At 67.7% G+C, this 12,177-nt stretch carries 7 protein-coding genes and 1 pseudogene; 1 reads left to right on the forward strand and 7 read right to left on the reverse strand.

The annotated features are described in order from the left end of the window. Window positions 1-738: 738 nt before the first annotated feature. Complete coding sequence (locus AC1DYI_RS15385; RefSeq protein ID WP_477205001.1) at window positions 739-933, forward strand: YqaE/Pmp3 family membrane protein; 195 nt, start codon at window positions 739-741, stop codon at window positions 931-933. On the opposite strand, the gene solA is transcribed toward AC1DYI_RS15385, so the two are convergent. The 7 genes and pseudogenes from solA to AC1DYI_RS15420 form a co-directional block, all read right to left on the reverse strand. After that, window positions 930-2,057 (reverse strand): N-methyl-L-tryptophan oxidase, encoded by a 1,128-nt coding sequence (gene solA / locus AC1DYI_RS15390; RefSeq protein WP_477205002.1) that lies wholly within the window; start codon window positions 2,055-2,057, stop codon window positions 930-932. The two genes, AC1DYI_RS15385 and solA, sit on opposite strands and share 4 nt — an antisense overlap. Before the next feature lie 43 nt (window positions 2,058-2,100). After that, window positions 2,101-3,102: a TolB family protein gene (locus AC1DYI_RS15395; protein WP_477205003.1), complete on the reverse strand. Its 1,002-nt coding sequence runs from the start codon at window positions 3,100-3,102 to the stop codon at window positions 2,101-2,103. A gap of 127 nt (window positions 3,103-3,229) precedes the next feature. Further along, the gene (locus AC1DYI_RS15400) at window positions 3,230-5,413 is read right to left on the reverse strand and encodes a hypothetical protein (protein ID WP_477205004.1); all 2,184 of its coding nucleotides are present in this window, start codon (window positions 5,411-5,413) and stop codon (window positions 3,230-3,232) included. A gap of 159 nt (window positions 5,414-5,572) precedes the next feature. Then, the gene (locus AC1DYI_RS15405) at window positions 5,573-7,675 is read right to left on the reverse strand and encodes a TonB-dependent receptor plug domain-containing protein (RefSeq protein WP_477205005.1); all 2,103 of its coding nucleotides are present in this window, start codon (window positions 7,673-7,675) and stop codon (window positions 5,573-5,575) included. 39 nt (window positions 7,676-7,714) lie between these two features. Then, window positions 7,715-9,778, reverse strand: coding sequence for a TonB-dependent receptor plug domain-containing protein (locus AC1DYI_RS15410; RefSeq protein ID WP_477205006.1), 2,064 nt, complete (start codon window positions 9,776-9,778; stop codon window positions 7,715-7,717). Between the two features lie 113 nt (window positions 9,779-9,891). Further along, on the reverse strand, window positions 9,892-11,904 hold the full coding sequence (locus AC1DYI_RS15415) for an ATP-binding protein (RefSeq protein ID WP_477205007.1): 2,013 nt from the start codon (window positions 11,902-11,904) through the stop codon (window positions 9,892-9,894). After that, window positions 11,901-12,177, reverse strand: a pseudogene (locus AC1DYI_RS15420) (hypothetical protein); the annotation flags it as partial. The pseudogene AC1DYI_RS15420 and the gene AC1DYI_RS15415, both read right to left, overlap by 4 nt.

Here is a 12,177-nt window from a genome sequence, read left to right on the forward strand (position 1 = left end):
CACCAGCAGGCGTTCGCCTGCGGCATGGGCCTCGAAGCCCAGGGTGCCGCACAAAGCGGCCAAGCCAAGGGCCARCAGGCTGCGCCTGCGCAATGCAATGAATCGGAACATGGGGCCTCCGTGAAAGGAGATGACAAAGGCCCAGGCGGAACGATGGTGGATGGCGCGCCCTCCGGCGCCACCTCGATGCGGTGCGTACACCTCGTTGTCCCGTCGAGGGGACCTGACTCTAATCCTGCACGTCATGTATGACGAGCGATCTGCGCCCTGTTTCTAGGGGGCACGGCCGGTCAAGACGGGTGTGCGCGGCGGCGGCTCAGCCGTTGCAGCTCGTTGGCTACATCGTGGCGGCACGGCCGCGGCCATAAGAAAAGCCCGCGACCATTCGCATGGCGGCGGGCTTACTTCCGAGCGATGTGCATCGCACAACGACGTTTCGCTCTGCACAGGGTCACGGGTTCCCTGACTCCGCCCAGTCTGCGGCCGGTTGCGTGCTTGCGATGTCGTCATTGTGCTTGGCCGCGCGGTCGGCGATCGATCGATTAGACGGTGCAATGACCGCCATCTCGCAGGCCGTGTCCCCTGAGGCGTGCCAATCGAGCAAGACGCTAAGATCCTGTCGGCTGCCCGCGCCCAGTCCGCGGCGCGGCGTGGTCAGCCGAGCTAACCTTGCAGTTACCTGAATAGAGTGCCTGGCACCCGTTCCCCGACACCGTCAACCCACAGACTTCGATTCCCATGCGTCTTCTTCTGGCCCTGCTCCTGCCCTGGCTCCAGTTCTTCACCATCGGTCGTCCGTTCGCCGGCATCATCTGCTTGATCTTGCAGCTGACGATCATCGGCTGGTTGCCGGCGGCCATCTGGTCGGTCTACGCCCTCAGCCAGTACAAGACCGATCAGAAGATCGAGAAGGCGTTGGCGACCCGGCGCTAGCGCCGGCGGAACAGGCTGAGGTCGAAGCGAGCCGGCTTGCCTTGCACCAAGTCGGCGAGGATCTCACCGACCACGGGCGCGAACTTGAAGCCGTGGCCCGAGCAAGGACTGGCGACCAACACCTCGCGCTGGTCCGGGTGGCGGTCGATCCAGAAGTGCTCGTCCGGCGTGTTGGTGTACAGGCACACCGACGACATGAGTGGCTGCCCGTCAGCGGCCGGCACGAACCTGCGCACAGCGGCCCGCAGGTCGTTGACGTCTTGCTCTGTGACTTCGCGCTGCACGGCGTCGACAGTGCTCGTCTGTCCGCCGTGGTGGAAGGCCAGCTTCACGCCGGCGCCCATGTCGGGCAAGCCGTAGAAGAACCGGTCGCCGTCGATCTGCCACAGGTGAACAGGGCAGCGCGCCGGGCCGAACGCCTCGGCATGCACGGCCGGCGACAGCCAGTGCAGCACCTGGCGCTCGACCTGAAACGGCAACCGCATGCCGGGCAGCAGCGAAGCGACCCAAGCGCCGGCGCTGATGATCAGCTGGCGTGCGCGGCAGCGGCGTTGGGCGGTGAAGACGCTCACACCACCGTCTTCCGCTTGCCAGCGGTCCACCGGTTCGTCGAAATGCAGCGTCGCGCCGTGTCGCTGCGCCTGATCGAGCTGAGCCGCCACGCAGGCCTCGGGCGCCAGCACGCCGGCGCGTGGCTCCCACACGCCCACCATGTCAGGCTCCGGATGCAGGACTGGAAAGCGCGCGTGGATCTCTGCCGACGACAGTACCTCGTGCGCCAGGCCGTGCAGCAGCGCGCTGCGAAGGGCGCCTTCGACCAGCACGCTGTCAGGCGCGCCGATCATCAGGCCACCGGTGGGCGACAGAAGCGGCGTGCCACTGAGTCGCTCCAGCTCGCGCCACTGCTCGAAGGCTCTTTGCACCATCGGCACATAGACCGGGTGCTCGAAGTAGGCCTCGCGGATGATCCGCGAATCGCCATGCGACGAGCCCATGGTGTGGGGCGGCGTGAAGCGGTCGAAGCCGACCACATCGACCCCGCGCCGCGCCAGCTCGAAAGCCGCCGCGCTGCCCATCGCCCCCAGGCCGACGATCGCGACGTCGTGTGTTCGTTCAATGCTCATGAGCCAAGCCTACCTCGCACGACGGCCTCGCGACGGCGTCCTGCTATCGACGCGCCGAGTAGTCCGCCCCCAGCTTGTTGCGGYCATCGCCGCCGCTGATCTGCCCCGGGGCGATGCGCCAGACCTTGCCGTTGCGCAGGTCGCCGATGACCAACGAATAGGTCGCGTCGTAGGCGTCGCTGGAAAAGGCCAGCAGATCTTCGTCGACCGGCGCGGGGTCGGAGTTGTCGCGGTCGCAGTCGTTCAGCGCTGGCACCTCGGCCTTGCCGGTGGCTTGGCCGATTGCGTGGCGCAGGATCTGGTCGTTGCCGGTGCCGGCCAGCGTGCGGGTGTAGAAGTAGGTCGAGTAGTCGCGCACGACCGGGTAGTACTCGTGTGCGCCGGTTGGCGGGGTCGAGAACTGCGTGGCCTTGCGGGTCTGCATGTCCATGCGCCAGATGCGCATCGCGTCGCCGGTGCCGGCGATGTAGAACAGGTACTTGCCCGAGGGCGTCAGGTACGGCATCGACTCTTCGGTCGTCCAGCCGTCGGAGGTGACCACGTCCCATGCGGTGATGCTGCGGCCGTCGGGTGCGAGCGTTCCGATGCGGATGTCGCCTTCGTGCTTGATGACGATGCCGCGGCCGTCGAAGGTGTATTTGGGGTCTTCGTTGCGCCCGCCGATCGCTGCGGTCAGGTTGGCCGGGGCCTGTTGCGAGCCGGGTACCCAACTGAAGACATGCCAGTTGCCGCCCTGGCGGCCCATGAAGACGATGCGCTGGCCGTCGGGTGAGAAGCGCGCGTTCATCGGGTCAGCGATGTTCCAGGCCGCGGTGTCCAGCCGGGTCAGCGTCTTCGCAGCGAAGTCGTAGAGGAACAGGCGCGAGCTGCCGTCGCCATAGGCCACGTACGAATGAAAGACCAGCCGGCCGGGCAGGGCCGGGAAGCTCGCCGCAGGCTCGAGCGGGTGTTGGGGCACGCAGCCGGTGGCGGCGGCCTGCGCTGGTGTGGCGAGGCTGGCCAGCAGCGCGGCCGACAGGGTCAGGGCGAGGGCAGTCGAGTGCATGTGCCGCATCGTAAGCAGCGTGCGTCGTTGCTTCGGTGCGGCATTGCAAGCAAACGAATCTGCCTCTAGGGACGGTCGCAGCTGCCTGTTCGCTGGCGCCTGGTCAGGCTGGTCGTTGTGCGTGCTTTCAGATCTTCGGCGTGATGCGTATCTGCGCCAGCGGCTTCGGGGCCGTGTGCTCGAGAGAGATCGTCTGACCGCCTTGTGAGGACAGTGCACCGAGTTTGCCGAGGTCGGCGAGAAAGCTTTGGGCCAGCGCTTGTTCTGCCGCTGAGTACTTGCTGACCGTCTTGGCCAGCGCCGCCCAGTGGCCCGAGCCGATGGTGGGGCACAGTGCCGCGCTGCCCGGCTGCATGACGCCGAGAAAGGTCCGCAGCCGGATGGTCTGGTGATTGGTCCACCCTGCGCCTGCTTGTGCGCCGGTCGGGTGAAAGCGGTCGATCAGCCGCTGCGCGGCCATGGCGCCGGCATTGCCCAGCGCGTCGATGGCGTCTTGCGGCATGTCGAGGTTCAGGCCGCCTTCGCTTTGCCGTTGGCTGATCTGCACGATCCGGTCCTTGAAGCCCGGGTAGGGGAACTGGATCTCGTCGCGCCAGTTCTGCATCGTGTTGACGATGCTGCCGAGGAACCCCACTAGGCCGCCAAAGGGCTGATCGTCCTGGGGCGCTGGCCAGTAGCGCAGTGCGCCCGAGTGGTTGCTGTTGGGCAAGAAGATGCGCCCGCCCTTGTTCTCCTTGGTCTCCACCTCGCTGATCGGAAAGTCAGGATGTTGCGGTTTCAGGTTGACTGCGAAGGTTGGGTGGCCCGGCAGCAAGGCATCGAACATGTGCAGCGGCATGTTGCTGCCGATGCCGCCGTCCGAGAACCAGATGCGCGTCGCGTCGAACACGGCGTCTGACGGTCGACCGGCGTCGATCTCTGCATCCATGCGCTTCTTCTCGCGTTGGTTGGCCTCACGCGAGAAGTCCACCGAGTACAGCGGCACGGCAGACAGCAGCACCGGAAAGCTCAGGCTCATGCGCACAGCCACGACCACCGGCAGGTCGGCGCCCCGTGGGAACGGCCGCAGCTTTCTCAAACCGGCACCTTCGCCGTTCTTGATGGTGGTGTCGGGCGCGTAGTCGTCGGGGCGCAGCTTGTGGTCGCCGGTCGGTTTCTCGGCCCGGCTGGCGGCGCTGTCGATCCAGTCCATCACGCGCTGAGGGAAGTAGTCCTTCAGCTCGTTCGGGTCGTAGTACAGGGTTGGCGTGCCTTCGCGGAAAGGGATGCCATAGATCATCTGCTGGCTGACCGCGCTGGTCATGACCTCGAGGTTCACGGCACCCGGTGCGCGGCGGTCACCGCCGTTCCAGAGGTCGCCGAAGGTCAGCGGATGAGCGCGGCCCGACACCCCGGCCAGATCATCGAAGTAATCCGTCAGCCAGTCGGTCAACCCCGGCAGCGCTTCGGTGGCACCCGCCGGCGCGGCCATGGTCCGGCCGCTGCAGATGCCATAGCGGTTGCGATGCAGCCCGCTCAACAGGCTGAGCGCAAACCGGGTACCGGTCACGACCAGCAACAGCGCCCAGGCCAGAAGGGCACCCACCAGCAGCGACAGGCCAACCCCGGCCAGCGCCCAACTCCACGGCACGCCGAACGCCACTTGGGGCCCGAGTACCAGCAGCAGGTACACACCCAACCAGCCGGCCACGAGGCGCCATTTGGCAGTCTGAGGCGCGACCGCGGTGCGCCAGGCCGCCAGCCCGACCAACACCAGGGCCACGAACGCCATCCCGAACGACGGCCACCAGGCGGTCGCGGGCGACAACGACCGGATGAGTGGGGCCAGCAAGGCCGCCGCAGCCAGCAGCAGCAACAGCACCAGGCCAGCATTCAGGCCCAGCATGCGAAGCAGCATGCCGACCACCGCCGCCAGTGGCTTCTTGTTCAACGCCTGCAGCAGCACAGCAAAGTGCGGCTGCAGGCTTGGGTGGGGCTGGAACAGGCTCAGCAGCCGAGAGCGCTTGCTCGGCTCGACCGGCCGGCCCAGCTCATTGGGCAGCTCGTTGAGCCGCTCGAAGGCGCCCGCGCGACCGTGTTGCCGTCCGAACTCGGCCGCAGCACAGGCGCCCGCGGCAATCGCACCGGCCGACGTGCCGCCGATGTTCCTGAACCGGTAGCGCTTCGACAGGTCGTGGATCAGCTTGGGGTAGATCACGCCGCTGGTGATGCCGCCTTTCATGACCAGGTCGCAGGCCTCTTGCGGCTCGCCGCCTGGGGCCGCGCCGGCATTCGTGTCGGAAGCAATGGGGCGTTCGGGGGTGGTGGACATCAAGCATCTCCCTGGCGGTCAACGGCAGGGTCGTACATCGGCCCCGCTCTCTGATCCGCCTACGAGCATGGCGCGCAACGGCCCAGCGAGCCATCCCCTCGACTGAGGGTGACATGGCCTGTGCAGCGTTTGGCTGCCTGTGAACTGGCCCAGGCAGCGTCAGAGCCGCACGCTGAGCTGCAGCAGCACCGAGCGCCCTGCCAACGGCATGTCGAACGGCAGCGACACATACGGCACGCCGTAGGTGCTGGGCTCGCGGGCGTCGGCGTTGAAGAGGTTGCGCACGGTCAGTGCCAGGGCCCATGAGCCGCCACCGGGCTCGGTGCGCAGGTTCAGGTCGACGGTGGTGTAGTCGGGCACCTTGGGTCGGGTGTCGTGGGCTTCGCGGCGGCGGTCGGCGACCCAGTTGGCCTGCAGGGTGGCCAGCCAGTCGGCCGCCGGGCGCCAGTCGGCGCGCAGGTTGGCATGCTGGCGCGGCGCCAGGCCGGCGTCGAGGCCTGTGTCGCTGTCGACGGTGCGCTGGTAGCCATAGCTGCCGACGAGGTGCCAAGCGCGGCTGGGCTCCCACTGGGCCTCCAGCTCCACCCCCTGGCCGTCTTGTTGGCCCTGGTTCTGGAAGGTGATGGCGGTGTCCGTGCGGATGATGTCGCTCTGCTTGAAACGGTACAGGTTCAGCCCCAGGCGCGTGCGGGTGGCGGCTTGCCAGCTGACCGCGGCCTCGAGTGCGCGCAGCGTCTCGGGCTTGAGGTCGGGGTTGCCGATCGCCGCGGGGTTGTTGATCACGTACAGCTCGGTGTACGACGGCGCACGGAAGGCGCTGCCGTACATCAGCTTGGCCGTGATGTCGTAGGTCGCCTCCCAGACCAGTGCCAGGCGGGGGTGGGTGGTGCCGCCGAAATCCGAATAGCGGTCGTGGCGCAGGCCGGCGGTGAGCGACAGGTCGGGCGTCAGCGTCCACTCGTCTTGCACATAGGCGTGCACGACCTGGCGCTTGTGCGGCGTGGTGAAGGGGACCGTGTCGGTGACGTCGATCTCGTCTTCGAGCGAGCCGGTGCCGATCGGGCTGAAGTCGGGGTTGAAGTTCTTGGTCTCGCGGTTGCGGTACATGTCCAGGATCGCAAATCCAGTGCCCAGGCGAACACGGTGTTGCGCCCAGCCGGTGTAGACGGCGGTGGCCTCCAGCCGCAGGTGGCGTTCCCACTTGGCGGGGGCGCCGATCATGCCGTCTTCGAAGGTGCCCTTGCCGAGGTTGGTGCCGGCGGGGAACAGGAACAGGTGCGAGATCTCGTCGTAGTGCGACAGGTTGGCGCGGGCGGTCAGGTCCCAGGCCTTGTCTTCGCTCAGGTCGTGCCAGCTCAGGTCCAGGTCGACACGTTCGCTGGAACTGCGGCCCTTCGGGTCCAGCGCTTGCGCCACGCCAGTGCCCGAACCGAGGCCTGTGACGTGCTTGTAGCTGGTGCGAAGGCGCCAGGCGTCCATCGTGAAATCGAGTGCGCCGTCGAGGATCTTGTGTGCGTAGTTCGGAGGCCCGGGCGCCAGCGACACCGGTGGCACGCCGAAGGGCGCAAAGATGTTGTCGAGCCCGGTCTGGGCGTCGGCTTCCACGGTTGGGCGCGCACCATCGGTGCTGTTGAACGACAGGTAGCCCGCGACGTCGACCCCGCCCCAGCGGCTGCCGTGCAAGACCCAGGCACCGACGGTGTCGAACGAGCCACCATAACCACCCAACCGGGTGCCACCGATGTCGGCCGCGGTCTTGGTGATGATGTTGATCACGCCGGCGTAGGCGTCGGCGCCGTACAGCGCCGAGCCCGGGCCGCGGATGACCTCGATGCGGGCGATGTTCTCGACCGGCTGGCCGCCCCAGTTGATGCCGCGGTCGCCGGCGTAGATCTGGGTTCGGGGCATGCCGTTGATGAGCATCAGCACCTGCGGGTTGGTGATGCTGCCGCGGATGCCCCGCACCGTGTACATCGGCGTGAAAGCGAGCGTCGACCGCGCGACGTGCAGGCCGGGTACGGTTTCGAGCACCTCGTCCAGGTCGGTCGCGCCCATGGCCAGGATGTCTTCGGCCGTGATGACAGTCGCGATCGACGGTGCGCGCGCCACCGGCACACGCGAGCCCGTGGCAATGCTGACAAAGGATTTGTCGCCGAACGCCATCGAGAGCTCTTCTTCTTCGGTCGGGGCGGCGGCGCGGGTGCCGGGGCTCGTGCCCAGCAGCAGGCCGAGCACCAAGCCCGCGCTCCCCAGTGGGCTCAAGCGCGGCGATGACGAGAAGAGGCGGCGCAAGCAGTTTCCTCAGAGCGAGTAGCTCGCCTGCAGATAGAAGGCGCGCGGGGCCATTGGCAGGTCGTTGGGAATGGCGGTGCCCGGTGCGAGGCTGGGCTCACGCACGTCGGCGTTGAACAGGTTGCGCACCGTCAAGGCGAGGTCCCATTGGTGCTTGCGATGGATCGTGTGCAGCGCCAGATCCAGCGTGGTGAAGTCGGCGATCGGCGGGCGTGCATCGCCCATGGCGCGCTCGCGGTCGGCCACCCAATTGAGCTGTGAGCTGACGAGCCAGCCGCTGGTGAAGCTCCAGTCGGCGCGGGCAAACAGGTGGTGGTGCGGGGCGTAGCCTGCGTCGTGGTCGGTGGCCTTGTCGACCGAGCGCTGCCAAGCGTAGTTGCCGGCCAGCCGCAAGGTGCGGCTCAGCTCCGACACGACCTCCAGCTCCAGGCCATGCCCATCCTGGCTGCCGATGTTCTGCACCGTATTGGCCGGTGGCGGCACGGCGTTGGGAACGCCGCGGATGATGTCCTTCATCGCATACCGAAACAGGCTCAGGTTCACTTGCGTTCTGGCGTCCACCGTCCACGCGACGGCTGCTTCCAGGGTCTGGATCGTCTCGGGGTGCAGGTCGGGGTTGCCGCCCACCACCGGGTTGTTGACGCTGTACTGCTCGGTGAACGACGGCGCGCGAAAGGCCCGCCCGAAGAGCAGCTTGGCCGTGACGTTGTAGCTCGCATCCCAGACCAGCGCCAGGCGCGGGTTGGTGGTGCTGCCGGAATCGGAATAGCGGTCGGTGCGTACACCGGCGGTCAGCGTCCAGTCGGGGGCGAAGGCCCACTCGTCCTGGGCATAGAGGTAGTCGATCTTTCGCCGCTGCGGTTGCATGAACTTCAGCGTCGTGTCGGAGAAGTCGGTGACGTCTTCGAACGAGCCGGTGCCGATGCGGCTGAAGTTGGGGTTGAAGTTCTTGTACTCGGTCGTCTTGTACAGGTTCAGGTCATCGTGGCCCAGGCCGAAACGCAGGTGGTGGCCACTGAAGCCCGAGTAGGTGGCGAAGGCCGACAGCCTGATTTGCCGTTCCCACTTGTTGGGGCTGCCGATCAGGCCGTCGGTGAACACGTTGCCAGGCCCCAGCGTCGTGCCGGCTGGCAGCAGCACGAGGTCGGAGACGATGGTGTCGGCGTAGTACAGGACGCTCGCCGTCAGCCCCACGCCCCAGCCGGGTGCCAGCTGCGTTTCGGTCCACGAGAGATCGCTGGTGATGCGCTCACTGCGCCCCTTGCCGTGCGGGTCGAGTGCRGAGGCAATGCCGGCGCCGGTGCCCACGTTGTCGCGCAGCTTGTAGCCAAAGCGCCAGCGCCAGGCTTCGAGGGCCAGGTCCAGGTTGCCGTCGACCGCGTCATGCCCGGTGTTGACCGGGCCGGGGGCCAGCGTGACGGCGGGCTGGGCGCCGTCCTTCGTGATGATGCTTCTGAACCCGTCGGTTTGCCCCAGGCGCAGATAGGCGGCCACATCGACCGGCCCGAGCTTGCCGCCGTGCAGCACCCAGCTGTCCCAGGTGTGGAAAGAGCCGCCCCGCACGCCGACCTCTGTACCGGGCGCATCGGCCGCCGTCTTGGTGATGATGTTGATCACGCCGGAGTAGGCGTCGGCGCCGTACAGGGCCGAGCCCGGGCCGCGGATGATCTCGATGCGGGCGATGTGCTCGAGCGGATAGCCGGCCCACATGTTGCCCTTGTTGCCGACGAACATCGTCGTCATCGGCACGCCGTTCTGCAGCAGCAGCGTCTGCGGCATGAACTGGCTGTAGATGCCGCGGATCACGTAGAGCGAGCCGTAGACGTTGGCGGAGCGGGCTACGTGCAAGCCGGCCACCGATTCCATCACCTCGTCCAGGTCGATGGCTCCCATCGCGGCGATGTCCTGTGCGGTGATGACCGTGGCCACCGCCGGGGCCCGGCGCAGCGGTTGCCGGCTGCCGGTGGCGATGCTGACGCTGCCCTGGTCGCCATAAGCGAGCGCCAATTCCTCTTCGTCGGTCTGTGCTTGCGCGCCGAAGGGCGCAAGCAGCAGGCCGGGGGCCAGGGTCAAGGCACAGCACCACCAGGGTGTCATACATCGTTGCCGTTGCAGGTGCGACGTAGTCTATGCATTCGGGCCTCTTGCCGCTACCTCCTTTGGCGAGGAATGGAGGGACCGCGGTGTCACGCCCGGCGCCACGTCAAGTGCAACTGCTTGGCCAACACCGCCAGCAACTGGTCGTGGTCCACCGGCTTGGGCAGAAAGTCGACCGCGCCGGCGGCGAGGCCTTTGTCGCGGTCGGCCCGGGAGGCATTGGCCGAGACCAGCACCACCGGTGGGGCGCTGGCGCCAGCGTCCCGCAGCAGCCGGGACGTGGCCTCGAGCCCGTCCATCACCGGCATGCGCACGTCCATCAACAGCAGATCAGGCTGCACGAGTCGCACCTGGTCCAGCGCCTGTTGGCCGTCGGCCGCTTCGTGCACATCGAAACCAAGGCGTCGCAGCATCTCGCACAGCATCAGCCGGTTGGCCGCCACGTCGTCGGCGACGACGATGCGGCGCATCGGCCCGTCGTAGCCTCGCACGGCGGGCGTGGCGGCGGCCAGCGGGCCAGGGCTGTCGGCCAAGGGCAGCGTCAGCTCGAACCAGAACACGCTGCCGGTGCCCAGCTGGCTTTGCACCTGCACGTCGCCGCCCATCAGGCGCACCAGCTGGCGGCTGATGGCCAGGCCGAGGCCGGTGCCGGCCGCGCGCTGGTGAGACTCGCCGGCCTGCTCGAACGGCTGGAACAGGCGCTGCGCTGCCTCGGCACTGATGCCCACACCGCTGTCGCGCACTTCGAAGCGCAGCTTCGCGCCGCGGGCGACGGGCTCGACGTGGCGAGCGCTCAGCGTCACATGACCCTGGGGGGTGAACTTGACAGCGTTGCCGAGCAGGTTGATCAGCACCTGGCGCAGGCGCTTTTCGTCGCTCAGCACGTGGGTCGGCAAGCCTGGATCGGCGTCGATCACGAAGACCAGGCCTTTCTCTTCGGCTTTCACGCGCACGATGTCTGCCACGCTGCGCAGCAGGGCGGCCAGGTCGACCGGGCCATTCTCGATCACGGTCTTGCCGGCCTCGATGCGGGCCAGGTCGAGGATGTCGACGATCAGGGTCAGCAGGTGTTCGCCGCTGCTCTGGATGATGCCCAGGCCGGCTTGCTGGCGGCCGGTCAGGCCATCGTCCATGCGCAGGATCTGTGCGTAGCCCAGCACCGCGTTCAGCGGCGTGCGCAGCTCGTGGCTCATGCGGGCCAGGAACTCGCTCTTGGCAGCGCTGGCCACTTCGGCGCGCTCTTTGGCCACCTGCAACTCGGCAGTGCGCGACAGCACCGCGGCTTCGAGTTGGTCGCGGTGGCGCTGCAGCTCATCGCCGCGGGCGTTCTGCGCGTCGATCATGCGGTTGAAGGCGCGCGCCATCTGCTGGATGTCGCTCGGACCGCTGGGCACCGCATGCACGCCGGGCTCGCCGCGCTCGGCGCGGGCCATGGTGTTGGACAGCTCGGTCAACGGCCGCGTCAGCCGGCTGGCCAACCAGCGCAGCAGCACAACGAAGATGACGGCCAGCAGCAGCGAGATCGCCAGGTTGGTGAAGAAGACCTGCGCCAGCATGCGGTTCAGCGTGCCCTTGCCGAGCACGACGCGAACGTCGCCGAGCAGTTCGTCGCGGCTTTCGATGACCTCGAACGGCGTGGCGTCGCGCTGCGCCACCACCGGCGCGATGAAGTGCCAGGCGTCATCGGTCTCGGCGGCCAGCCGGGGCTCGCCCAGCGCCGGCCGACCGGCCAGGCTGGTGGTGCCGGCCCCAACGGCGCCTTGCGCGAGCAGCACCTGGCCGTCGGTGCTGCGCAGCTCGACACCGATCACGTCGGGGAAGGCCATCGTCGCGCGCACCGCTTCGGCGGCGTYCTCACGGGCCAGCGAAATCAGTGCCAGCGGAGCTTGGTTGGCCAGGCTTTGGGCCACGCGCTGGCCTTGTTCGACCAGCGTGGCGCGCACCTGGCGGCTGGCCATCCATGAGCTGACCAGCGACGACAACAGCGCCAGCAGCAAGATGCCGGCGGTCGCCGCCGCACTGAGCTGGCCGCGGAAGCTCGACGAGCGCCACTCCCGCGAGAGCATCGCGGGGTGCCAGGGGGAGCGCAGGAACCGCATCATGATTCGGGGTACAGCTTGGCGATGCGCTGGTCGCGCGGGTCGAGATCGAGGCCCAGGTGGGCCGCGGTGCGCTGGTTGGCGGCCAGCAGCACGTCGCGCAAGGGCAGCAGGCCGCGGGCCGGGCGTTTGGTGTTGGCCAGGCTGTCGAACGCCGATTGGGCCAGGCTGCGGCCCATGGCCGGGTTGTCGGGATAGAGCGCGAAGAGGGCACCGCGGCGCACATGCTGGGCGTTGCTGGAGATCACGGCGAAATTGCGGCGCCAGGCTTCTTGC

The organism is Ideonella sp. P3_A4 (assembly GCF_056403075.1).

Excerpts from the sequence above, each read along its gene's own strand:
- solA (WP_477205002.1), bottom strand. The coding sequence starts at position 2,057 with ATGAGCATTGAACGAACACACGACGTCGCGATCGTCGGCCTGGGGGCG.
- AC1DYI_RS15385 (WP_477205001.1), top strand. The coding sequence starts at position 739 with ATGCGTCTTCTTCTGGCCCTGCTCCTGCCCTGGCTCCAGTTCTTCACC.
- AC1DYI_RS15400 (WP_477205004.1), bottom strand. The coding sequence starts at position 5,413 with ATGTCCACCACCCCCGAACGCCCCATTGCTTCCGACACGAATGCCGGC.